The organism is Kushneria avicenniae (assembly GCF_900112585.1).
Lineage (GTDB): Bacteria > Pseudomonadota > Gammaproteobacteria > Pseudomonadales > Halomonadaceae > Kushneria > Kushneria avicenniae.
In genome coordinates this window covers 636,467-660,377 of the sequence record NZ_FOLY01000001.1, presented here as the reverse complement: position 1 = coordinate 660,377, position 23,911 = coordinate 636,467, and the positions used below count along the sequence as shown (strand labels likewise).

The following is a 23,911-nucleotide window of genomic DNA, read 5'->3' as shown; positions in this document are numbered from 1 at the left end:
AATGCAATGATGACGGGCCCTTCGGGGCCCGTTCTGTACTGCCGGTTTTCTCTGTCAGTCAGGTCGGAGTAACGTCCTGTCGGCGACCGGGGTTACACTGACAGGATTGTCTGCTGATCGAATACGTGTCGGGATGTTCAATGAGCGAGCTATTGCCGCGCCCCTTTGTCTTTCTTCGCCATGGCGAAACCTTCTATAACCGCGCCGGCCTGATTGCCGGCAGTCCGGATGTACCGCTCACCGCGTACGGCGAGTTCCAGGCGCGTGAGGTCAGCGCCACGCTCGGTCAACGCCAGTGGTCGCATGTCGCTGTCAGCACCATGTTCCGCGCCCGCAAGACTGCCCGGCTGGCCCTGCCCGACAGTGAACTGCATCTTTATGCTGGGCTTCGAGAGCGCAGCTGGGGCGAGCTCGAGAAAACGCCCATTCAGGACCCCATGCCCTATTTTGACGATCTGGAACAAGGGGAGTCCTGGGCGGCGTTTCAGGGTCGGGTGCTGGCGGTGCTCAACGAGCTGCTGGCGCACTTTGAATGCCCGCTGGTGGTGGCGCACTCCGGCGTTTTTCGGGTGATCTGCAACGTCACGCAGGGACATCCCTATGGGGCTCGCATCGGCAATGTGGCGCCTGTGCTGTGCCAGCCGCCGGCATCAGGTCAGGGGCGCTGGCAGCTCACGGCCTGGCAGCGGTAGCCAGACCACCCGGCCGTCACTATCCTTCAGCACGTTCGTATCGAAGATCATGGCATCAGGCAAGGAGAGGTTTTCATGACGACAGTAGGCTATGGCGACGATCACGTTGAGGTTGGCGGTCGCTTCCCGGTGCCGGGTGATATCGCGCCGTCGTTTTCGCTGACGGGGCGCGACATGAACGAGGTCTCCCTCGAGGATTTTGCCGGAAAGCGCAAGGTGCTCTCGATCGTGCCCAGCATCGACACCGGCACGTGTGCGACGTCTACACGCAAGTTCAACGAGCAGGCTTCCGGGCTCGACAATACGGTCGTACTGGTCATCTCTGCAGATCTCCCCTTTGCGGCCGGGCGCTTTTGCGGGGCAGAAGGGCTCGACAGCGTGCTGATGCTGTCCACGTTTCGTCATCACGGCGATTTCGTGAAATCCTTTGGTGTGGATATTCGAAGCGGTCGTCCTCGCGGCCTCTGTGCCCGGGCCGTGATCGTGCTGGATGAAAACAACCGGGTGCTGCACAGCGAGCTGGTCGATCAGATCAAGAATGAGCCGGACTATGAGGCAGCGCTATCGGTGCTATAAAGGGATTCTCACCGACATGACGTTGTCAGCGCGCCAGGACGGACTACTCTTGTTGGGTATGCCCTGTCAGCAGGGCACAGGAACTTTTGAATATTATCTGCACCAGGGAGGCATGCAATGGCCATTCAGAAGCAAGGTTCTGCCGAATGGAAGGGAAGCCTGAAGCGGGGCAAGGGGGTCGTTTCCACCGAAAGCGGTGCCCTCAAGGAAAACCCCTACGGTTTCAATACCCGCTTTGAAGGCCAGCCGGGCACCAACCCGGAAGAGCTGATCGGCGCAGCGCACGCCAGCTGCTACTCCATGGCATTGTCCATGATTCTGGGGCAGTCGGATCTCGAGCCCGAGAGCATTCAGACCGAAGCCGTCGTCACGCTGGATCAGGATGACAGCGGTTTCTATGTCAGCAAGGTGGCTCTGAAAACGGTTGCCCGCATTCCCGGCGCTGATCAGGCAACGTTTGAGAAGGCGGCCAACGATGCGAAGGAAGGCTGCCCGATATCGCGCCTGCTCAGTGCTGATATCACCCTTGATGCACGTCTTGAAGGCTGATCGCGCGATCGACTGATCAGAATTGACCCATAAAAGGGCCTCGCTTCCGGCGGGGCCCTTTTATATGTTGCGACTTATATGCTGAGGTGCTGGCGAGAAGGCGACATCAGGATGTGTGGTCGTCATCCAGTATGTTCGGGAAGATGTCGTAAAAAGTGTTGGAGGCGATACCGATCAGCACGATGTCGTTGCCGATGCGCCGCCACGCATAGCCCTCATAGCGGGGCAGGGCCTGTTTGACCGTATCGGGCAGCTGCTCGCTTTCAACGTTATCCGGCAGACGCTCACCCATTTTCAGGGGCGTGGCAACGGCATCAAAGCCTCGACGCTTGAAGTCTTCCCGGTGGGCACTGATGGTTCTGATGACGAGGCTGCGATCCACCTTCGGGCCGCTTTTGGTCTCCTTGACCGTCGTTGCGCTCGGCGGGGCCTGATGGTCCTGCTGGCTCCGGCTCCCTGCCTGCACATGGCCCTGAAGCATCATCAGCAGCAGACCGAGGCTCAATGGGATGGTCATAAACGCCGGAAAAATGCGCATTCCAGTTTCCTTGCAGCAAACGGTTGAAGCCGGATCACACCTCATTGATGCAAGCGATGGCATCGGTGTAATCCTTGTCATGATATTGAAGTCACGTAATCGGGTATTCTACATGGGCAAGGGGCCGCTTTCAGAAAAGCAGCCCCGCCGGGTGTGCAGACACGTTGCGATGACACAGCGTCTTCAATGTACCAGCCAGTCTCGTCCCGGCCGGATGATACTGGGTGCCGGTGCAGCACCATATTTTTCATAGTAGGCCTGCCGCTGGCGCCACTCGGCACGCTGAAGGCGATGCTTGAGCTGGACAAAGCCTTCATGACGATCAAATTCGCTGTCGTCGATCAGCTCCGAAGAGGTCTGAGCCGATACTGAGGCAAGGTCTGCACGGCCTCTTTGTGCCGCATCAGCCGATGCGACATTGCGCTTGAAAAGTTTCATGAGGGTCCCTCCCTTGCACTGTAACAGCAGTGTTTCTTTTAGAATCTGTACAGTATCGGCATCGGCCTGATCCATGGCTGTGCCGTTACGTTCCGTGACAGTATAGATGGTTATATCAGCAAAATTCACGCCCTTGCACTAATGAATGGTTTGAAACAAGGATGTGATTGTCGAGACGCGATCATTGCTTTGATGGCCGCCAGAGAGACGCCCGAAAAATGGCAGGGCGTCTTTTGCAGTTCATTGCCGTACACGCTTTGATGCTGCTCGGGGACAGGCGGCATAAAGTATCCTGCCGGTAGTGTATAAACCGGCGTGCCATGCTACTGCGTCATGAGTTCGCCCAGCGTCTGCATGAAGTGCTCGCCTTTCTCGAGCTGCTCGATGGCTATGAACTCATCGGCGCGGTGCGCCTGTTCGATGCTGCCGGGCCCGCAGATGACCGCCTGAAGCCCGGCCTGCTGAAACTGACCGGCTTCGGTGGCGTAGGCTACGGCCTGTTGCGGGTCGTGAACGCCCAGTCTTTCCAGCAGTGCCATGGCCTGGTCGTTGTCGCGGTCTTCAAGACCCGGCACGGTGCGAGTCAGGGTTGTGGTTTCGATGGCAAACCCGGTGTTGACGGCCTGAAGCATCGACTCGATTTCGTCACTGTAGTCACGAAAGCGCTCATAAACTGCCTCGAACCCCTCCTCGGGCAGATGACGAATCTCCCAGTCGAATTCGCAGTGCTGCGCCATGATATTGATGGCATTGCCGCCCTTGAGCGTGCCGACATGCAGACTGGAATGGGGCACGTTGAAGGCGTCGTTGAGGTGATTTTCCTCGGCCAGCTCACTCATGATGTCCTCGATGCGAGTGATCAGACGCGCCGCCACATGGATAGCCGAAATGCCCTGATTGACCTGGCTTGAGTGGGACGGTACGCCATGGACCACCGTTCTGAGGGTGGTGATGCCCTTTTGCAGGGTAACCGGCGCCATCAGGGTAGGCTCGCCGACAATCACGGCGGCCGGTGTCGAATAGTGCTCCATCAGGTGCTTGATCATGCGCGGCGCCCCCAGACAGCCGATCTCCTCATCATAGGAAAACGCCAGCCAGATGGGGTGTTTGAGCTCGCGCTGGCACCAGTCCGGCACACCGGACAGCGCACAGGCCAGAAAGCCCTTCATGTCGCAGCTGCCGCGGGCATAAAGTCGGCCGTCACGCTCGGTCAGGGTAAAAGGGGCGCTCTGCCAGGTCTGTCCCTCGACGGGAACCACGTCCGTATGACCGGAGAGCACCACGCCGCCGGGCACATCGGGTCCAATGCGGGCCAGCAGGTTAAAGCGCTCACCGTCATCGCTGGCGATGCGCTCATGGCTGACGCCGTGGGCATCGAGAAACTGCTCGACCCATTCGATCAAAGCCAGATTGGAGTGACGGGACAGCACATCAAAACCGACCAGCGTGGCCAGAATGTCCCGAGCAGTGGTGGGCAGTGCAGCAGGTGTGGTCGTCATGGCGTTCTCGGCGTCTGAAAAATGGGATAAACAAGCTGCCGGCCATCAAATGGGCAGGTGCCGACAGAGAGTGTAACGCAGCGCGCATGGCATGAAAGATCGCGACAGAGCGGGAACTTCTGCCGACTTTTGAAAATGATTTTTCTGGTATGATCGACCTCGAACCGACCGGCCCTCTCTTGCGTGATCCGCAGGCGCCGGCAGGGCGCATCGCGTGATCCGTGATCGAATGAACTTCCCATGTACCGCGTCAACTGCTTTCGATAGCGATCTTCCCCATGAACAATGCCAATACCAACGGACCATCAACGTCCGTGACGCGCCCGTTGGGCGCCCGCGATATCAAGACACTGGGGCTTTCCGCGCTGGGTGGTGCGCTTGAGTTCTACGATTTCGTTATCTTCGTTTTCTTTGCAAGCGTGGTTGGCCAGCTGTTCTTTCCGCCTGAAATGCCCGAGTGGCTGCGTCTGGTGCAGACCTTCGGTATCTTTGCCGCCGGCTATATTGCCCGACCCATCGGCGGCATCATCATGGCACACTTCGGCGATCGGCTGGGGCGCAAGAAGATGTTCATGCTCTCCATCATGCTCATGGCCCTGCCGACGCTGATCATGGGCCTTCTGCCCACCTATGCCACCATCGGCTACCTGGCACCGATTCTGCTGCTGGCCATGCGCATGCTGCAGGGTGCGGCCATCGGCGGCGAGGCGCCGGGCGCCTGGGTGTTCGTGACCGAGCACGTGCCGGCCCGGCATACGGCCTTTGCTACGAGCACCCTGTCAGCCGGTCTGGTCGCCGGGATTCTGCTGGGCTCGTTCATGGCGACCGGGCTGAACTATGCCATCAGTGAGGAAACCCTTTACAGCTGGGGCTGGCGTGTGCCGTTTCTGGTCGGCGGCATCCTTGGTTTCGTGACGCTCTATCTGCGCCGCTACCTGCATGAGACGCCGGTATTCACCGAGATGCAGGAGAACAAGTCGCTCTCCGAAGAGCTGCCCATGCGCACCCTGCTGCGCGACTACCTGCCGGGCGTGGCCATTGCCATGATTGCCACCTGGCTTCTGACCGCGGCCGTGGTGGTCACGATCCTGATGACGCCGACGCTTTTACAGAGCTTTGCCGGCATCGATCGCGGCATGACCCTGCAGGCCAACTGTGTGGCAATCGTGTGCCTGATCATTGGCTGTCTGAGCGCCGGCGCGCTGGCCGACAAAATCGGCGACGGCATCGTGCTGGTACTCTCCTGCGCCGGTCTGGGCATCACATATTTCTATTTCTTCTGGTTGATGCATCACGACGTCACGCTGCTGTTCCCGCTGTACGCGCTGGTGGGCTTTTTTGGCGGGCTGACCGGTATCGTGCCGGCGATCGCGGTCAAGTCGTTCCCGGCGGCCATTCGTTTCACGGGGCTGTCGTTTTCCTACAACGTGGCCTATGCCGTGGCCGGTGGCCTGACGCCGATGATCGTGACCACCTCGATCGAGAGCATGCCGATGTCGCCTGCCTGGTATGTGGCCGGCGTCATGAGCGTGGGTGTGGTCACGGGGCTCTTTCTGGCCAGACGTCATTATCACTACCGGGCTCAGCCCGCCCACTGAAGACAGCCTTTCCTGTCACCCGCTTATCAGCCAAGCTCATTCGAGCCTGGCTTTTTTATGGCCGCTCAAAAACCGCACCGCATCCAGTCATGCATTCATGGACAATGTTTCAGGGAGAAACCGATGAATATCACGCTCAAGGGCAAAACGGCACTGGTCACCGGCGCCAATCGGGGGATCGGCGCGCACATGGCCGAGTCGCTCGCGCGTGCCGGCGCCAACGTGGCCTTTCATACCAGAAAGCCCCGCGAAGCGGTCAACGAGACTGCCGAGCGTCTGGCACGCGAGTGCGGCGTCACCACCGGCGTGGTGGTCGCGGATCTGAGCGACCCGCAGGCCGTGGATGACATGTTCCTGCAGTTTGATGATCAGTTTGACCGGATCGACATCCTGATCAACAACGCCGGCTTTGAAAACGCTCACGCGCTGGAAGACATGCCGCGCGAGGACTGGCAGACACTGATGAACGTCAATCTCAACGCGCCATTTTACTGCTCGCAGCACGCGGCCCGGCGCATGAAACAGGGCGGCAACGGGGGTGTCATCATCAACGTGCAGTCGATTCACGATGAGGTCTCACGCAAGGGCGTGGCGCACTACAGCGTGGCCAAGGCAGGGCTCAAGATGCTGACGCGCGCCGCAGCGGTCGAGTGGGGCGAGTACGGCATTCGCGTGGTCGGCCTGGCCCCCGGGGCCATCCAGACCGATATCAATCGCGAGGACAACGAGGCGCTGGGCATTGACAACATGCAGAGCTGGATCCCGCTGGGCTTTATCGGCGAGACGAAGGATGTGGCCGGCGTCACGGTTTTTCTGTGCTCGGAAGAGGCGCGCTACATCACCGGCACCACGCTCTATGTCGATGGCGCCTTCATGCACAATGTCATGCGCTATGACATGCGCCCGGATCACGATCTCGGCGTCTGACACGGCTGCGCCGCTCCGCATCAACGTGCATGAGCGGTTGCCGGAGACTTCGCAGCTCCCGGCGGGACAGGTAGGATAGGCAATCCCTGCCCACGCCGTGCCTCCGGGAGTGTGATGTTTACCGTCCTGCATGCCAACCATCTCGAGGATCTGCGCGATCTGGCCACGGCGCTTTCGGAGCGCGATCCGCTGGCGCCGCTGGAGAGCGAAACCTTTCTGGTACAGTCCAACGGCATGGCGCAGTGGCTGCAGCTCTGTCTGGCGCAGCACCACGGCGTGGCCGCCTCGCTGGATTTCCCGCTACCCTCGAGCTTCGTCTGGCGTGCCTATCGTGCCGTGCTGGGCGATGACATCCCCAAACGCTCGCCCTTTGACAAGGGACCGATGACCTGGCGGTTGATGCGGCTGTTGCCGCGCCTTCTGCATCAGAGCGAATTTGCACCGCTGGCCCACTATCTTGATGACGAGATGCCCGCAGAGCATCAGGCGGGCGTTGGGGCGTCCTGCGGCGAGCGCAAGAGCTATCAGCTGGCTTCCCGGCTGGCGGATCTTTTTGACCAGTATCTGGTCTACCGACCCGACTGGATGGCGGCCTGGGCGCAGGGCAGGACGGCGCCTGCTGACATTGCTCCGGTGGATCACTGGCAGCCCCTTCTATGGCGCGCGCTGCTGGAGGATGCTTCCGATCAGGCACAGCGCCATCACCGCGCGGCGCTGCACGAGCGCTTTCTGGACCGGGCGGGCGCGCTTGAAACCGTCCCCGCAGGGCTGCCACGCCGGCTGTTTGTCTTTGGCATCTCCGCGCTGCCGTTTCAGCTGCTCGAGGCTCTGCATGCCCTGTCCGGGGTGATGGATGTGGTGCTGATGGTGGCCAACCCGTGTCGCTTCTACTGGGGCGATATCGTGGCTGACCGTGAAGCCCTGCGTGCCCGACTACGACGTGACAGCCATCGCCAGCGCCATGAGGCGGCGCCCTCGCTCGAGGGTCTGGACAGCGAGACGCTGCATCTGAGCGCCAACCCGCTGCTGGCTGGCTGGGGGGCGCAGGGACGTGACTTCATCGAGGCGTTGTACGATTTCGAGGCCGACAATGCCTTCGACATGGAGCACGATATCTTTCGTGACCCGCAGCCAGAGGCCGATCCGAGCCTTTTGCACCAGCTTCAGCAGGAGGTGCTGGATCTGGTCCACCCGGCGCGGCGGGCCGAAGAGGCGGGCGGTAAACGCTTCATCGACCCGGAAGATCGCTCGCTTGCCTTTACCCGGGCGCATTCGCCGCTGCGGGAGGTCGAGATCCTGCATGATCAGATGCTCGATGCCTTTGATCGTGATGCCAGCCTGCGCCCGCGCGACATGGTGGTACTGGTGCCGGATATTGAACGCTATGCGCCGCTGATCGATGCCGTGTTCGGCCAGATTCCGCGCGATGACGCCCGCTATATCCCCTATACCGTCTCCGACCGTATCGCCTCGGGGGCGAGCCCGCTGATGAGCGCGGCGCTGTCGCTGCTGGAGCTTCCCGAGCGGCGCCTGGGGGTCAGCGAAGTGCTCGACTGGCTGGAGGTGCCGGCCTTTCGGCGGCGCTTCAATATCGAGGAGGATGAACTCGACAGGCTTTCACAATGGCTGGGCGGCAGCGGCGTGCGCTGGGGGCTCGACGCTGAGCATCGCGACACGCTGGATCTGCCCGGGCTTTCGGAAAACACCTGGCAGTTCGGGCTGGATCGGATGCTGCTGGGGTTTGCCATCGGCGAGGGCAGCTTCGACGGCATCCAGGCCTATGACGAGATCGGCGGGCTGGAGGCCGATCTTGCTGGACGGCTGGCCGAGCTGATGACCCGTCTGCGCCACTGGTATCAGTATCTGAACACGCCCGTGGGCATCGATGACTGGGTCGCGCGGCTGGAGGAGATGCTCGGCGCGCTTTTTGATCCAGTCGAACAGAATGATTTCGACATTCTCGAGCGCCTTTCGAAAGCGGCTCGCACTCTGGCCGACGAAGGCGAGTGCGGTGATTTCAACGAAGCGCTGCCGCTGACGGTGTTTCGCGAGGCGCTGGCCGATCGTCTGGACGAGGGCGGTCTGGCCCAGCGCTTTCTGGCCGGGCGGGTCAACTTCGCAACGCTCATGCCCATGCGCGCTATCCCGTTTCGCCATACCTGGCTTTTAGGCATGAACGACGGCGACTACCCGCGCGTGCGACTGCCGCAGGACTTTGACCTGATGGCCACGCGTCATCGCAGTGGTGACCGTTCACGCCGCGATGATGACCGCTATCTGATGCTGGAGGCGATGCTGGCTACGCGTGAAGCATTGACCATCTCCTGGGTCGGGCGCGACCAGCGCGACAACAGCGAACGTGCCCCTTCGATTCTGGTCAGTGAGCTGCTCGATACGCTGTCGATGGGCTGGCGGGTCGAGGAGGACAGTGAGACAGCACTGCTGGCGCGTCTGATCACCACCCATCCGCTGCAGCCCTTTGCGCGCGCCTATTTCAGCCGTGACGATACGGACGATGATCCCCGGCGCCTGTTTACTTTCGAGCGCAGCTGGGAAAGCGTTCATCATTCAGAGCCTGCCAGGGATGTCGAGCCGCTGACGGCCGCCGCGCCGCCGGAAACGCCGGCAACCCTGGAGGATCTTGAACGGCTGCTCAGGCGACCCTGGTCAATCTGTACCGCCGGCCGACTGGGGATACATTTTCATCCCGTCGCTGTACTGGAGGAGGACGCCGAGCCTTTTGCCCTTGATGGCCTTGAGCGATTCAGCTTCAAGCAGCATCTGCTGGAAGGGGCTCGCCGCGAACGCGATCTGAGCGACATGGCAGAAGAGGCGCGTCGCAAGGGCATGCTGCCGGCGCTGGGGTTTGGCGAGCGGCTGGTGGAGGATCTGATCAAACCTCTGAGGCATCAGATCAGCCGATGGCATGAGCTGACGGATGGCCTGGTGCCGGTCGAGGCGATACGGATCGAACTTGCCGGTGATACTGGCACTACCGTACTTGCCGACCGTATTGATGGACTGTGGCGCAGCGAGGAGGGCGTGTTGTATCGCTGCGTGCTGGCGCCGGCGCACTTTGGCCATCTGCGTCGCGATCGCAGCGGGCGGCTGACGCAATACGGCAAGCCGCATCGACTGATTCGCGTCTGGCTCGAGCAACTGGCACTGAGCGCCATGGGCGAGCCTGTGATGGTGACAGTGCTGTTCGAGGACCGCGAGCTGACGCTACCGACGGTGTCCGCCAGTGATGCGCACACCACGCTCTTGTCACTGTGTCAGCAGTGGCGTACCGCCGGAAATGCGCCGCTGCCCACGGCGCTGGAGCCGGCGATGGAGTACTTCGCCGGCTGGCCCCGACACATCGATGAGACGCAGGAAGACGTCTACCGTGAGATGGGCCTTGGGCGGGTGCGCACCAGCTATGAAGAGGGCCGCTTCAACGGCCCGGCGCCGCTGCGAGAGCGCGAACCCATGATGGGCGAGCTGTGGCCAACCCTGGAGGTGCTGTGTGATGCCGGTTTTGAAGTCGCCACCAGGACGCTGTATGCGCCCTTCATGACCACGCTGTCAGCGCTGGTGGATGGCGGTGGCACGCCGGCGGACGAGCAGACCTAGAGGCCGTGCTGATTGAGCCCGGGATGATTCTGCGGGCGTGGCCCGGGCGCGGGCCAGCGGAAGCGGCGCTCATCGGCTTCGATGGGAGTTTCGTTGATGCTGGCTTCACGACGCACCATCAGGCCGTGTTCGTTGAATTCCCACATCTCGTTGCCATAGGCGCGATACCACTGATCGGAGCGGTCGCGCCATTCGTACTGGAAGCGCACGCCGATGGTGTTGTCCGTAAAGGCCCAGAGCTCCTTGCAGAGCCGATAATCGATTTCGCGCTGCCACTTGCGACGCAGAAACTCGATGATGGCCTCGCGGCCCTGAAAGAACTCGGTGCGATTGCGCCAGCGAGAGTCCTCGCTGTAGGCCCCGGCGACCCTTTCGGGCTCACGGGTATTCCAGGCGTCCTCTGCGGCGCGCACCCTGGCGCGGGCACTGTCCATGTCAAAGGGGGGAAGCGGCGGTCGGCCTTCCATTCGCGTACTCCATCACACCAGTTCACAGGAAGGCTCAGGCTAGCATGTTCATGCGGGTATGTTCATGAGCGTGTCTGACAGGCACCGTGCATGACCCGGCGGGAAGATCATGAGGCTGCTATCCTTGTTGCATTATTCTCTTTTCTCCCTATCGGAGTGTCCGAATGCGTCATCTCGATCTGCAGGTGATCCAGCAGGCGCGTGAGTGGGCCTGCACCCATGACACGCTCTGGCTTTGTACCGTTCTTGGGACCTACGGCTCTTCGCCTCGTGCGCCGGGTTCGATGCTGGTGGCCACCGGTGACGGTCAGCATGTCGGCTCGCTGTCCGGCGGCTGCGTCGAGGAAGCCTTTATCGAAAGCCTTCAGGACGGCGCCTTTTCAAGTCCGGCGACCATCGTGCGCTACGGCGAAAGCCAGGAGGAGAGCCAGCGGCTGCAGCTGCCCTGTGGCGGCGTGCTGGAAGTGCTCATCGAGCGTCTGGTGGTCAATGATGAGCTGAAGGTGCATCTGGAGGTGCTGGAGGCCACGCTGCTGGGGCGCAAGTGTCTGATTCGTCGTGTGAACCCAGAGACCGGACGCTATCGCGTCGTGCTTGATGAATCGCCCAACGGACCGAGCGTTTCGCGCAACGGTCAGGGGCAGGTAGAGATTCGCGTCGGGCCGGCCCTGCGCCTGATTCTGGCCGGCATTTCGCCGGTGGCCGGGTTCTGCGCGCAGTTTGCCCGCGCGCTGGGCTATGAGGTCATCGTCTGCGACCCGCGCGACGACGTGCGGCGTGATTTCATTGCTGCCGGGAACGGCGAGGGCGTCGAGGTCCAGGCCGCACTGCCAGCGCTGTTTATCGCCTCGGGCGCCTGTCATGAGGCGACCGCCGTGGTTGCGCTGACCCATGATCCGCGCATTGATGACCCGGCCATGGTCGAAGCGGTCAAGACGCCGGCGTTCTATGTCGGAGTCATGGGGTCACAGCGCACCTCGCAAAAGCGTGCCGAGCGGCTCAAGCGCTCCGGCGGGCTGAATGACGACCAGATCGCGCGGATTCACATGCCGATCGGCATGGATCTTGGCAGCAAGGCGCCGGCCGAGATCGCCCTGTCGGTAGTGGCCGATGTCATGCGCGTCTATAACGGCAAGGCCGGCGAGACGAGCCTCGCTGCTGCGCCCGTGGCCACTGCGGTCTGATGGCTAGGCCGCAACAATATTCATCGCAGAAGGCGCCAAGGGTGCTGGGTCTGATTCTGGCCGCGGGGCACAGTCGACGATTCGGCGGCGACAAGCGTCTGGCGTCATTCGGCGAACAGACGCTGCTGGCGGCCACCACCGCCATGCTGGCACCTCATGTCTCTTCCATCACGGTCGTGCTGCGCCATGGTGAATGCGGCGAGGCCTTTGGACTGCCGGCAGACATACATACCCTGCAGGCCCCCCTGTCTCCTGTCGGTATGGGCACAAGCCTGGCCACCGCGGTCTCCGAGCTGCTTGTATCGAATGATTCATGCCATCAGCGGTGCGAGGCACTGGCCCTCATGCTGGGGGACATGCCCGGGCTACGCGCCGAGACCCTGCAGAAACTGATGGCGCATGCTCGTTTTGATGCCATCGTACGACCGTGTCATCAGGGGCGTGCGGGTCATCCCGTGATTTTCGGGCGTTCGTTCTGGCCGGCACTGGCCGGGCTTGACGGTGACGAAGGCGCCCGCGCGCTGCTCAAGCGCCATGCTTTGCAGGTCGTAATGCTGGATGTGGACGATCCGGGTATCCTTACCGATATCGATACGCCTGATGACCTGTCTTCCCTTCAATGATTTGAGATCTCATGGCTCGAATTGCACTGTTTGCCGATGTCCAGAACGTCTATTACACCGCCCGGGAAACCTTTCATTGCCAGGTCAACTATGCCGCGCTCTGGCGTCATGCCGTAGGCGAGGACACGGTGGCTGCCGCCCGGGCCTACGCCATCGAGCGCCATGACCCGCGCCAGCAGCAGTTTCAGCATGCGCTGCGTGATATCGGCTTTGAGGTGCGGCTCAAGCCCTTCATCCAGCGTCGTGACGGCAGCGCCAAGGGCGACTGGGATGTCGGGATCACGCTGGACATGTTCGAAACGGCCCAGGCGGTGGATCGTGTGGTTCTGATCTCGGGAGACGGCGACTTCGCCGAGCTGCTCACACGCGTGCGTCAGCGCTTTGGCGTCTCTGCCGATGTCTATGGCGTCCAGGCGCTGACCGCTCAGGCGCTGAAACAGGCCGCTGATCGGTTCGTGCCCATCGAGGGCGTCTTTTTACAGAACGCCCGGCGCTGAGTCGGGCGTTGAGCTGCCATTGCATGCTGAAGGACTACTGCACGTTGAAGGACTACTGCACGCTGAAGGGCTACTGGACGCTGTAGCGATGGCCGGCGAGACAGGCGGCCAGCGCGCGTCGCCAGGTATCGGCCTGCAGGCGCGAGGGCGGTGTCAGCGTGGCGGCAGGGTCAAAACCGCTTTGGTCGATCGCCCAGCGATGACACCGGCCTCGATCCTGCTGCTGCTGGCGCAGATCCTGTCCGTCGATGGGATAGGCGATCACATCAAACATGTTGATTCCGGCCATCTGAACCTCGCGCGGGGCGGGCGTTGGCGTATAGCGTCCGTCACTGCCGGAAGCCACAAACCAGGTGTCGCGCGCAAGATAGTAGCGCTGATCACCAATCCAGACAGGGCGGGCGTCATCGGGCAGTCCGACACGCTCGGAGGTCGGCGGCGCGGCCTGAGCCAGCGTTACGCCCAGCAGCAGACAGGGCAGCAGGGCGCGAATCGTAGAGTGAGATGCGGCGATGAATTTGACCATGAAGACGCTCCATGACGTGTGACGGCACCGATACAGGTGGCCTTGCGGTCATGCCAGGGTATACGACAGGAACACGCAGCGCCATGATCCGTCATCTATCAGCATCAACCGTTCGCCACATGACACTGGCCATGCAGGGCTTTGGCGCCGATCGTGATGGTCCTGAACCCGGCAGTCAGGCGCTTTTAAACCTTGTCCGAAGGCTGGGGCTTTTACAGATCGACAGCGTCAACGTGCTGTGTCGGGCGCACTATATGCCACTGTATTCCCGGCTCGGACCCTATGACCGAACGCGGCTCGAGCGCTTCAACCAGGGGCCACCTTCCAGAAGGCGTCTGTTTGAATACTGGGGACACGAGGCGTCGCTGATTCCGGTGGAAGATTATCCGCTCTATCGCTTTCGCATGCAGCGCGCCCGTGAGGGCGGTGGCGGCCTCTACAAGCGCCTTGAGCGCTTTTCCCGTGACAACCCGGTCTTCATTGCCCGTGTGCTCGACGAGATTCGCGACTGCGGCGCGCTGGCGGCCTCCGATCTGAGTGAGGGCGGCCGTGGGCAGGGGCGCTGGTGGGGCTGGAGCCACGGCAAGTCAGCGCTTGAATACCTTTTCTGGAGCGGCCAGGTGCTGGTGGCTCATCGCCGCGGCAGTTTCGAGCGGGTCTATGATCTGCCCGAGCGCGTGGTGGGCCGAGAGGCCGTCGAGGCGCCGATGCTGTCACCGGAGGCGGCCCAGCGTTCGCTGGTGGCGCGGGCGGCCTGCGCCATGGGTGTGGCCATTGCGCGGGACATGCAGCGCTATTTCCGCCTCGATGTTCGCGAGACGCGCGCGCGTATCGACGAGCTGGTCGACGCCGGTGAGCTGTTACCCGTCGAGGTCGAGGGCTGGTCGGTGCCGGCCTGGCAACATGTCAGTGCGCGAAGGCGTCGCCGGTCGAGTGAGGCGACCGCGCTGCTGTCGCCCTTTGATCCCCTGATGTGGGATCGCGAACGCGCCGCGCGGGTGTTTGGTTTTCACTACCGTATCGAGATTTACACGCCGTCGCATCTGCGCCAGTACGGCTATTACGTGCTGCCCTTCATGATGGCCGGTCAGATGGTCGCGCGGGTCGACCTCAAGGCCGAGCGGGCCGCCGGCGTTCTGCAGGTGATGGCTGCCCACCCTGAATCGGGCGTCCCGATGGCGGCTCTGGCGCCGGCGCTCTTGAAGGAACTTGAACGTCTGGCCCGGTTTCTGGGGCTTGCCCGGGTGCAGGTGACGGGCAACGGGCATCTTGATCAGGCGCTGGCGGGCGCATTGACCGGGCCGTGACGGGGTCGAACGTCTGACTGTTACAAACGCCTCGTCAGGCGTATGGTAAATGTCATACAACCACGCCGTGACCACTATCGACCGGGACCATGCCTTCAGATCATTCGGCGGAAACTGCTTCCGCAAACACCAATCTACGCATTATCGCCATCGTCAGCTCCACCTTCGTCAGCATGCTCTGCATCGGCATGACGCTGACTGTGCTGCCGCCCTGGATGCACGGCGCGCTGGGCTTTGATGCCGTCACCGTTGGCGCCGTCATCAGCCTTCAGTTCGTGGCGACCCTGCTGTCGCGACCCTTCTCCAGCCAGATGGCTGACCGTCTTGGCGCCAAACGCGTGGTGCTGCTGGGCATGATGGGCTGTGCGCTCAATGGTGCGCTGATCCTGCTGGCAGCGCTGTGCGTTCAGTGGCCGGTCCTGAGTCTGTTGATTCTGATCCTGAGCCGGCTGGCGCTGGGCATTTCCCAGGGCATGATCGGCACAGGCTCGCTGAGCTGGGGCATCGGGCTGGTGGGGCCGACCCTGATGAGCAAGGTGATCTCCTGGAACGGCATTGCAGGTTTTGGCGCACTGGCGATCGGTGCGCCGCTGGGCGCGGTGCTGGCCCAGAATCTTGGGGTGATCAGCGTGGGGCTTTTTATCGTGCTGATCGGGGCGTTGGCACTGGCGCTGGCCTGGCGACGTCCGGCCTCACCGATTGTCAGCGGCAAGCGGGTGCCGTTTGCGCGAGTCTTTCGGGTGGTGGCGCCCTATGGCGGGGCGCTGGCGCTGAGCTCGGTCGGTTACGGCGTGATCGCGACCTTCATCACCCTTTATTACGCCGAACAGCAGTGGGACCACGCGGCCTGGGGGCTGAGCGCCTTTGGCATGGCCTTTATCACCGCGCGGGTGCTCTTTGCCGGTACCGTCAATCGCTTTGGTGGCTACCGCGTGACGCTGGTGTGCTTTACGGTCGAGCTGGCGGGGCTTTTGGCCCTGTGGCAGGCCAGCCATCCGGGTGTGGCGCTACTGGGTGCGGTGCTGGCGGGGCTGGGTGTGTCGCTGATCTATCCGGCGCTGGGCGTGGTCGCAGTGGCCAAGATTGCCGCGACCAGCCGCAGTGCCGCCCTTGGCGCCTACTCGGTCTTTCTGGATGCCGCCGTGGGGTTGACCGGACCGCTGGCGGGCTTTATCGCCAACCGTGCCGGCTATTCGAGCATCTTTCTGTTTGCCGCACTTTGCAGTCTGGCAGGCTTTGGACTGTGTGCCGCGCTTTATACCATCTCGATCAAACGGCGGGCGCGCGCCGAGCGTGAGGCGCGATTGGACAGTGAAGTCAGGGCAGAAGCGCTCTAGCGCGCCCGCGTCAGATCTTCCAGCGTATGCAGGGACAGCTGGTGCTCGAGATCGAAATGGTCTCCCCACTGTTCATCGATATTGACCCTTGAAGCAGTGAAACCTGAAATCGGCGGGGATAGCGAGCAAACGCCGGCGCTTCCGGGCGAGACCGGTACGGACTGAGCCCGTGCACGTGGCCTGCCTGTAAAGTCTTTCGGCAGACGCGTACAATCGCCCGCCACACATCATCATTCACGCCCGAGCCGGCCTGCCGGTTCGGGCGCCTTTTCGGAAATTCCCCTTGCTCTCTACTGCCAACATCACCATGCAGTTCGGTCCGAAGCCGCTGTTTGAAAACGTTTCGGTCAAGTTCGGCAACGGCCACCGCTATGGCCTGATCGGCGCCAACGGCTGCGGCAAATCCACCTTCATGAAAATCCTCGGCGGCGATCTCGAGCCTTCTGCCGGGCAGGTCATGAAGGATGCCACGACCCGGCTGGGCAAGCTGCGTCAGGATCAGTTTGCCTTCGAGAGCGAGCGGGTCATTGATACCGTCATCATGGGCCATGAAGAGCTCTGGCACGTGGCGGCCGAGCGCGAGCGCATCTACGCCCAGACCGAGATGTCCGAGGAAGACGGCATGAAGGTTGCCGATCTGGAGGTGCGCTATGCCGAACTGGATGGCTATACCGCCGAGGCGCGGGCCGGCGAGCTGCTGCAGGGGCTTGGCATCGGTGACGAGCAGCACCAGGACCTGATGAGCACCGTGGCGCCGGGCTGGAAACTACGCGTGCTGCTGGCGCAGGCACTCTTTGCCGACCCGGATATCCTGCTGCTTGATGAGCCGACCAACCATCTGGACATCAATACCATCCGCTGGCTGGAGGACATCCTCAAGGCACGTCGTGCGACGATGATCATCATCTCTCACGATCGCCACTTCCTGAACAGCGTCTGCACCCACATGGCCGACCTGGACTACGGCGAACTGCGTCTGTTCCCGGGTAACTATGATGAGTACATGATCGCCGCCACCCAGGCCCGCGAACGCCTGCACGCCGACAACGCCAGGAAAAAGGCCGAAATCGCCGAGCTTCAGCAGTTTGTCAGCCGCTTCTCGGCCAACGCCTCCAAGGCCAAGCAGGCGACCTCGCGCCAGCGCAAGATCGACAAGATTCAGCTCGAGGAGGTCAAGCCGTCCTCGCGTGTCAGTCCCTTCATTCGCTTTGAGCAGAACAAAAAGATTCATCGTCAGGCGCTGACGGTAGAAAACATCAGCAAGGCCTGGGGCGATAACGTCCTGTTCAAGCGTTTCGGCCTGCAGGTCGAGGCCGGTGAGCGAGTGGCCATCATCGGCCCCAACGGCATCGGCAAGACCACACTGCTCAACTGTCTGACCGGCGATATGGCCGTGGACAGTGGGGAAGTGAAGTGGACCGACGCGGCCGAAGTCGGTTACTTCGCGCAGGATCATGCCGCGGATTTCGAAGGTGGTGAAACGCTGTTTGACTGGATGGGGCAGTGGACCACTCAGGGCGAGCAGCAGGTACGCTCGGCATTGGGGCGCATGCTCTTTTCCAACGATGATATCGGCAAGTCGGTACGCGTCATTTCCGGTGGTGAGCAGGGGCGTATGCTCTTTGGCAAGCTGGCGCTACAAAAGCCCAACGTACTGGTGATGGACGAACCGACCAACCACCTGGATATGGAGTCGATCGAGGCACTCAACCTGGCGCTGGAAAACTATCCCGGCACGCTGATCTTTGTCAGCCATGACCGCGAGTTTGTCAGCTCGCTGGCCACGCGCATCATCGAGATGAAAGACGATGGCATCGTGGACTTCAGCGGCAGCTATGAAGATTATCTGCGCAGTCAGGGCATCTACGGCTGAACAGTCTTGAAAGTTTTGGCGTACTGTGGGTCCCGCGTTTGGATCTGCAGTCGCCATTCTGGTAAATGCCTGCTCAGACATCGAAAACGTCCTCGGAAATTCTGCCGTCTCAAAGGGCCGCAACGGCCCGGATATCCCATCATCAGGGTTGACGCTCAGATCTACGCCTTGACGCCGAATATCTGACGATACCGCTTCAGGCACCATCATGTTGGCGTGTATATCCGCAGCTGCGGCAATTCTCGCCGATCTTTTCCTTCCTGAAATTTATGGCATTTCGTTGTGCTCACCTGATTCTTTTATCGTCCAATTGCGTTTGCATCGAGTCATACCGGCTTACGTTTCCGGCTTCTTTTGATACACCTTCCTCTAACCTGGGTTAGCGCATTGTTCAAAAAAACGAGCAATCGATGATGGTTGTCTCCAGCCACCGTAATGGCACGTGAATACCCGTTACTCGACAATACGCCATGCGGCGTCACGTGCCTGTCATGACGGGAACTATCAGGTGTCGTATGCGGCCCAATCACTATCATGCCAACCAGGAGGGTAATCGATGAGCAAGCAGGGCAATGGACGGTTCGAGAAGTTTAAAAGCGACGTCAAGGCGCAGGTCGCGGTGGCCACCAACAGCGATCGCCTTTACGAAGATGCCGAAAAACAGCGTTTGATGGTACGTCTGATGGAGACCAGAGGGCTGACTCGTGAAGAGGCTGAGAAGGAGGCCGCACAGCAGCTTCGAAACGAGTAGCAACCCTCAGGGTCATGACGTGATCGATATTGATGCGTTACGCCATGTTGATTAAACCCGGCGGCATTCATGACGCCGGGGTGCCGGTCTGTCCGGTGGCCGTGATCAGCTCACCGATCAGGGCCTTGATCTGACGCAGGTAGCTACCGCTCGACGGTGGGGTGGGATCAGAGGTCAATACGACCGTCATGTCGCGCCCCGGAACAATAAAAAGTACCTGTCCGCCATAGCCCCAGCCGTAATACACCGGTTCACCCTCGATCTCGTCGCGAAACCAGCCATAGCCGTAATCATTACCGTTATAGAACGAGTGTGTTCGCGGCTGCCATGATGCGTCAATCCAGGTCTCGGGAAGGATGTTCCTGCCGTTGAATGTGCCGCCGAGGCGATACATTTCGCCAAAGGTCACCAGCGCCTGTGGTGTCAGCCCCATTTCGTTGCCACCGAAATAGATGCCCTGTGGGTCGCGCGTCCAGGGAGGAACGCTGATGTCCAGTGGCTTGCCGAGCCAGTCCCGCATGAGCGTCAGCGTTGAGCGGCCAGTGCTATGAGTCAGAGCCGCTGACAGCAGGTGCGTATTGCCGGTGGAGTAGAGCATCCGTCCGCCGGGTTCGTCCACGAAGGGGCGTGAAAGAGCATCGCGTACCCAGTTGCGGCTGGCCACCCAGGCCCCGTAATGCTGTCCTGATGTGCGCTCAAGGCCTGCCTGCATCGACAGCAGTTGCCCCACGGTGATGTCTCGTACTCTTGGATCGGCATCGGCCGGTATTTGATCGGGCGCCAGCAGCTCGATCACCGGCTGATCAACGCTTTTGATGACGCCTCGTTCGATAGCGACACCGACCAGTGCTGATATCAGCGTCTTGGACAGTGACTTGATATTGGCTGTCCGATCCGTGCGGTGACCGCGATAGCCGCGATCGATCACGGTGTTGCCATCAATGGCGACCAAAAGGGTGTGAGTGCGCGGCAGGGCACCGGCCTGATCGGCCAGTCGGGCCATTACGACCGGGTCGTCGGATATGGCTGGGGAGGCCGAGACAGGCATCGATACCAGCCAGACCATGGCAAGGGTTATCAGGGCATGACACAGGTGTCCGGGCTGTCGCATGGCAAGCCACTCCGTCAGAAATTCATGAGCAGGATAAGTCAAGTGTGGTGCATATCCCCGACGGCCGCTCACGGACACCGAATCCATTCAGGCCCAGCTGAGCCTGGTCTTGGCCCCGTTATAAATCATTCGCAGGATGCATGGTAAAACGCGCATGCTATAGAGGCGGTTAATGCCCCTTCACCTGACTTCGGAGAATTGGATGACACGCCCCAATGTATTGATTTTGATGGCTGATCAGGTCAACGGCACCTTGTTTGAAGATGGGCCGGCCGATTTTCTGCATATGCCACATCTCAAGGCGCTGGCTCAGCGAAGCGTCAGATTCAGGAACGCTTATACCCCCAGCTACCTCTGTGCGCCGGGACGGGCCGCCTTCATGTCGGGCCAGTTGCCTTCTCGCACCGGCGTTTATGACAATGCCGCCGAATTTCCGTCAAGCGTGCCGACCTGGGCGCACCATCTCAGGCGTGCCGGCTATCAGACCTGCCTGTCCGGCAAAATGCATTTTGTCGGCCCCGATCAGCTGCACGGTTTTGAAAATCGTTTGACCACCGATGTGTATCCGCCCGACTTCGGCTGGACGCCGGACTATCGCAGGCCCGGTGAGCGTATCGACTGGTGGTATCACAATCTGGGGTCGGTGACCGGGGCTGGCGTCGCAGAAATCTCCAACCAGATGGAATATGATGATGAGGTCGCCTTCCACGCCGAGCAGAAGCTCTTTGATCTCTCTCGCGGTCATGATGATCGCCCCTGGGCGATGTGTGTGAGCTTTACCCACCCTCACGATCCTTACGTGGCAAGGCGCAGGTTCTGGGACCTTTACAACGACTGTGATCACCTTGAGCCCAGGCTTTCCGAAGTGCCCTATGTGGATCAGGACCCGCATTCGCAGCGCCTTTACGAGGCCAACGACTACACGAAATTCGATATCAAGCCGGAAAATGTGCGTCGGGCGCGGCAGGGCTATTTCGCCAATCTGTCGTATGTCGATGACAAGATCGGCGGCATTCTGGATGTGCTCAAGCGCACCCGAATGGATGACAACACCATCGTCTTGTTCGTGTCTGACCACGGTGACATGCTCGGCGAGCGCGGCCTCTGGTTCAAGATGAGTCCCTTTGAAGGCTCTTCCCGCGTGCCGCTGATGATCAGTGCGCCCGGCCTTGAGCCGAAGCGTATCGATACGCCGGTGTCCTCGCTGGATGTCAATCCGACACTGGCTGATCTGGTCGGTATCGATTTGAGTGCCATCATGGACTGGACCGATGGCGAATCACTGCTGCCGCTGATCAGAGAGGGCAAGCGCGATACCCCGGTCTACATGGAGTATGCCGCTGAAGGGACCTATGCGCCGTTGGTCACCATTCGTGAAGGCAAATGGAAATTCAATCATTGCGAGATCGATCCGCCTCAGCTTTTTGATCTGGAAAATGATCCGGATGAACAGCACAACCTGGCCGAAGATCCGCAGTACCATGCGGTATTGACCGAGTTTACCCGCAAGGTGATGGATCGCTGGGACATGGCACGGTTTGATGCCGATGTTCGGGAAAGTCAGGCCAGACGTTTGATCGTGTATGAAGCCCTGCGCAACGGGCACTACTTCCCGTGGGACCATCAGCCGTTGCAGGTGGCGTCCGAGCGTTACATGCGCAACCACATGGATCTCAACGTGCTTGAAGAATCGCAGCGTTTTCCGCGCGGCGAGTAGAGTGCTGGCAGAATATTTCGGAGCACGTTTAATCCGCAGAGGTGTCCATGAAAGCGCCGAATGGGGTATCAGGAGCTTTCATGGCAGCATTTTGTCAAACAAGTACCCTCAAGGCCTGATGGGTCGAGAGGGTACACGGTATGCAGGCGTTCTGGACCGGGCTTGGGCTTGGATTTTCATTGATCATGGCGATCGGCGCACAGAACGCCTTTTTGCTGCGACAGGGCATTCGCGGCGAACATCTTTTCATGGTCTGTCTGATCTGTGCGCTTAGCGATGCGCTGTTGTTGACTTTTGGTGTGTACGGCGCCGCAACCCTGACGGGGCGATTCCCGACTCTTGATATTGTCATGCGCCTGGCGGGCGCGCTTTTTTTGCTGCTCTACGGCATCAAGGGCCTGGCCTCAGCATTGCGCGGCGGTCAGGCGCTGGCCCCTGCCGGGCAGACGAAGGCTTCCCGCGGTAGAACAGTGGGAGTATGCCTGGCGCTGACCTGGCTCAATCCACATGTCTATCTGGATACGGTAGTGCTGGCAGGCGCCGTATCGTCCCAGCAGGCACCGAAGGGGGCCTTTCTTGCCGGGGCCGTTCTTGCTTCCTTTATCTTCTTTTTTGGCCTGGGCTATGGCGCAGTACGGTTGCGTCCGCTATTGGCGCACCCGCGTGTCTGGCAAATACTGGATGGCCTGATGGCATTTTTGATGTGGGGGATGGCTGTTGCTCTTTTGTGGCCTTTGATCGCGTCATCATTAATCACTTGATAATGAAGGTATTATTGCGACAGAACGGCCACACTGAAAAAAGCCAGACCATGGTTGAATACCCTTCATGCAGGATGTGAATAACCCTCGTTGGTATTCACATTGGCGCCACGGCATATTACGTGACGAAAAAGCTGTCCTGCAGCCTCTTGTTGATTAAGGAACGATCATGTCTTTACCCATGCCTCCCTATCGCGCCGACACGGTTGGCAGTCTGCTGCGCAGCGACCGAATCAAGAGCGCCCGTGAACAGCTTGTTCAGGGCACCATTGACCATGCATCTCTCAAGGCGGTTGAAGACGAGGAAATAACGCGGCTGGTCAGGAAACAGGAGTCTCTCGGGCTCAAGGCCGTGACCGATGGCGAGCTGCGTCGCGCCTGGTGGCATTTTGATTTTCTGGAACACCTCACGGGTGTTGAAGGATTCGAATCCGAGCAGGGCATTCAGTTTCAGGGTCGCCAGACGCCGTCACACGGGGTGCGTGTGGTGGATCGTGTCCGATTCAATCCGGACCATCCGATGCTTGAGCACTTTCGCTACCTCAACGAGCAGACCACCAGCTCGATTGCCAAGATGACGATCCCGAGCCCCAGCGTGCTCCATTTTCGCGGCGCCGGTCAGGTCGATCGCAGTGTCTATCCCGAATGGGGCAGCTATTTCAACGATCTGGCCGATACCTGGCGCGAGGCCATTGCCGCCTTTTATGCCGCGGGCTGTCGGTATCTGCAGCTCGATGACACGGTCTGGGCCTATCTGTGCTCCGACAGCGAGATTGAAGCGGCGCGTGAGCGGGGCATCGAATCACCCGAGAAGCTTCAATATGTTTACGCCGACGTGCTCAATCGGGCGCTGGAGGATCGGCCGGCTGATATGCACATCAGTCTTCACGTCTGTCGGGGTAACTTCCGCTCGACCTGGATCAGCGAAGGGGGCTACGAACCGGTGGCCAAAACGCTGCTGGGTAGCGTCAATGTCGATGCCTTCTTTCTGGAATATGACACTGATCGCGCCGGTGATTTCCGACCGTTGCGCTTTTTGCCGCGCGGTACCCAGCAGGTCGTGCTGGGTCTGGTGACCACCAAGACCGGCGAGCTCGAATCCGCCGAGCAGATTCAGGCACGACTGAATGAGGCCAGCGAATACGTGCCGATGGATCAGATCTGTCTGAGCCCGCAGTGTGGTTTTGCTTCGACACATGAGGGCAACAATCTCAGCGAAGAGCAGCAGTGGGAAAAGCTGGATCTGATCGTGAATCTCGCCGAGGAGTTCTGGGGATACTGAGAACGCCCTTGAAACGTTGATCAACGCCTGACCGCTGCGCGGC

The 23,911-nt window shown here is 60.6% G+C and carries 22 protein-coding genes; 16 read left to right on the top strand and 6 right to left on the bottom strand.

Features of this window, described 5'->3' with window-relative positions:
- The first annotated feature begins 140 nt into the window (after nt 1-140).
- The 3 genes from BM079_RS03095 (at nt 141) to BM079_RS03085 (ending at nt 1,817) form a co-directional block, all read left to right on the top strand.
- A complete protein-coding gene (locus BM079_RS03095) occupies nt 141-692 on the top strand; it encodes a histidine phosphatase family protein (protein ID WP_090130659.1) in 552 nt (183 codons plus the stop codon).
- 75 nt (nt 693-767) lie between these two features.
- A complete protein-coding gene (gene tpx / locus BM079_RS03090) occupies nt 768-1,268 on the top strand; it encodes a thiol peroxidase (protein ID WP_090130657.1) in 501 nt (166 codons plus the stop codon).
- Nucleotides 1,269-1,385: 117 nt separating this feature from the next.
- A complete protein-coding gene (locus tag BM079_RS03085; RefSeq protein ID WP_090130656.1) occupies nt 1,386-1,817 on the top strand; it encodes an OsmC family protein in 432 nt (143 codons plus the stop codon).
- Between the two features lie 106 nt (nt 1,818-1,923).
- Here BM079_RS03085 and BM079_RS03080 read toward each other — a convergent pair whose 3' ends face one another.
- From BM079_RS03080 to argE, 3 genes are all read right to left on the bottom strand, one after another.
- On the bottom strand, nt 1,924-2,355 hold the full coding sequence (locus BM079_RS03080) for an RcnB family protein (RefSeq protein WP_090130655.1): 432 nt from the start codon (nt 2,353-2,355) through the stop codon (nt 1,924-1,926).
- Nucleotides 2,356-2,538: 183 nt separating this feature from the next.
- Nucleotides 2,539-2,868, bottom strand: a complete 330-nt coding sequence (locus BM079_RS03075) for a hypothetical protein (RefSeq protein WP_090130654.1) — start codon at nt 2,866-2,868, stop codon at nt 2,539-2,541.
- Between the two features lie 248 nt (nt 2,869-3,116).
- On the bottom strand, nt 3,117-4,292 hold the full coding sequence (gene argE / locus BM079_RS03070; protein ID WP_090130653.1) for an acetylornithine deacetylase: 1,176 nt from the start codon (nt 4,290-4,292) through the stop codon (nt 3,117-3,119).
- A 278-nt stretch (nt 4,293-4,570) separates the two neighbouring features.
- Between argE and BM079_RS03065 the strand changes: the two genes are divergently transcribed.
- From BM079_RS03065 to recC, 3 genes are all read left to right on the top strand, one after another.
- Entirely contained in the window at nt 4,571-5,890 is a 1,320-nt protein-coding gene (locus tag BM079_RS03065) for an MFS transporter (protein ID WP_090130652.1), read from the top strand.
- 123 nt (nt 5,891-6,013) lie between these two features.
- Entirely contained in the window at nt 6,014-6,817 is an 804-nt protein-coding gene (locus BM079_RS03060; RefSeq protein ID WP_175489574.1) for an SDR family NAD(P)-dependent oxidoreductase, read from the top strand.
- 114 nt (nt 6,818-6,931) lie between these two features.
- Nucleotides 6,932-10,432 (top strand): exodeoxyribonuclease V subunit gamma, encoded by a 3,501-nt coding sequence (recC, locus tag BM079_RS03055; protein ID WP_090130649.1) that lies wholly within the window; start codon nt 6,932-6,934, stop codon nt 10,430-10,432.
- Here recC and BM079_RS03050 read toward each other — a convergent pair.
- Nucleotides 10,429-10,899, bottom strand: coding sequence for a nuclear transport factor 2 family protein (locus tag BM079_RS03050; protein ID WP_090130648.1), 471 nt, complete (start codon nt 10,897-10,899; stop codon nt 10,429-10,431). The genes recC and BM079_RS03050 overlap by 4 nt on opposite strands.
- A gap of 164 nt (nt 10,900-11,063) precedes the next feature.
- Here BM079_RS03050 and BM079_RS03045 point away from each other — a divergent pair, with 164 nt between their 5' ends.
- From BM079_RS03045 to BM079_RS03035, 3 genes are read left to right on the top strand one after another with little or no spacing between them, the layout of a single operon-like run.
- Complete coding sequence (locus tag BM079_RS03045; RefSeq protein ID WP_090130646.1) at nt 11,064-12,083, top strand: XdhC family protein; 1,020 nt, start codon at nt 11,064-11,066, stop codon at nt 12,081-12,083.
- A 41-nt stretch (nt 12,084-12,124) separates the two neighbouring features.
- Nucleotides 12,125-12,706: a nucleotidyltransferase family protein gene (locus BM079_RS03040; RefSeq protein WP_175489573.1), complete on the top strand. Its 582-nt coding sequence runs from the start codon at nt 12,125-12,127 to the stop codon at nt 12,704-12,706.
- A gap of 11 nt (nt 12,707-12,717) precedes the next feature.
- A complete protein-coding gene (locus tag BM079_RS03035) occupies nt 12,718-13,203 on the top strand; it encodes a LabA-like NYN domain-containing protein (RefSeq protein ID WP_090130644.1) in 486 nt (161 codons plus the stop codon).
- Nucleotides 13,204-13,273: 70 nt separating this feature from the next.
- Here the strand turns inward: BM079_RS03035 and BM079_RS03030 are convergent, their stop codons facing one another.
- Complete coding sequence (locus BM079_RS03030) at nt 13,274-13,729, bottom strand: hypothetical protein (protein ID WP_090130643.1); 456 nt, start codon at nt 13,727-13,729, stop codon at nt 13,274-13,276.
- An 83-nt stretch (nt 13,730-13,812) separates the two neighbouring features.
- On the opposite strand from BM079_RS03030, the gene BM079_RS03025 reads away from it, so the two are divergent.
- The 4 genes from BM079_RS03025 (at nt 13,813) to BM079_RS03010 (ending at nt 18,997) form a co-directional block, all read left to right on the top strand.
- Entirely contained in the window at nt 13,813-15,036 is a 1,224-nt protein-coding gene (locus BM079_RS03025) for a winged helix-turn-helix domain-containing protein (RefSeq protein WP_090130642.1), read from the top strand.
- A gap of 89 nt (nt 15,037-15,125) precedes the next feature.
- On the top strand, nt 15,126-16,373 hold the full coding sequence (locus BM079_RS03020; protein WP_090130641.1) for an MFS transporter: 1,248 nt from the start codon (nt 15,126-15,128) through the stop codon (nt 16,371-16,373).
- A 283-nt stretch (nt 16,374-16,656) separates the two neighbouring features.
- Complete coding sequence (locus BM079_RS03015; protein ID WP_090130640.1) at nt 16,657-18,246, top strand: ABC-F family ATPase; 1,590 nt, start codon at nt 16,657-16,659, stop codon at nt 18,244-18,246.
- 556 nt (nt 18,247-18,802) lie between these two features.
- Nucleotides 18,803-18,997 carry a hypothetical protein gene (locus BM079_RS03010; protein WP_090130639.1) on the top strand — a complete coding sequence of 65 codons (195 nt, stop codon included), beginning with the start codon at nt 18,803-18,805 and terminating at the stop codon, nt 18,995-18,997.
- Between the two features lie 67 nt (nt 18,998-19,064).
- On the opposite strand, the gene BM079_RS03005 is transcribed toward BM079_RS03010, so the two are convergent.
- Nucleotides 19,065-20,108 (bottom strand): serine hydrolase domain-containing protein, encoded by a 1,044-nt coding sequence (locus BM079_RS03005; protein WP_245742801.1) that lies wholly within the window; start codon nt 20,106-20,108, stop codon nt 19,065-19,067.
- A 202-nt stretch (nt 20,109-20,310) separates the two neighbouring features.
- On the opposite strand from BM079_RS03005, the gene betC reads away from it, so the two are divergent.
- The 3 genes from betC (at nt 20,311) to BM079_RS02990 (ending at nt 23,868) form a co-directional block, all read left to right on the top strand.
- Nucleotides 20,311-21,825: a choline-sulfatase gene (gene betC, locus BM079_RS03000; protein ID WP_090130637.1), complete on the top strand. Its 1,515-nt coding sequence runs from the start codon at nt 20,311-20,313 to the stop codon at nt 21,823-21,825.
- Nucleotides 21,826-21,965: 140 nt separating this feature from the next.
- Nucleotides 21,966-22,586: a LysE/ArgO family amino acid transporter gene (locus BM079_RS02995; RefSeq protein ID WP_090130635.1), complete on the top strand. Its 621-nt coding sequence runs from the start codon at nt 21,966-21,968 to the stop codon at nt 22,584-22,586.
- 169 nt (nt 22,587-22,755) lie between these two features.
- The gene (locus BM079_RS02990) at nt 22,756-23,868 is read left to right on the top strand and encodes a 5-methyltetrahydropteroyltriglutamate--homocysteine S-methyltransferase (RefSeq protein WP_090130629.1); all 1,113 of its coding nucleotides are present in this window, start codon (nt 22,756-22,758) and stop codon (nt 23,866-23,868) included.
- Nucleotides 23,869-23,911 lie beyond the last annotated feature (43 nt).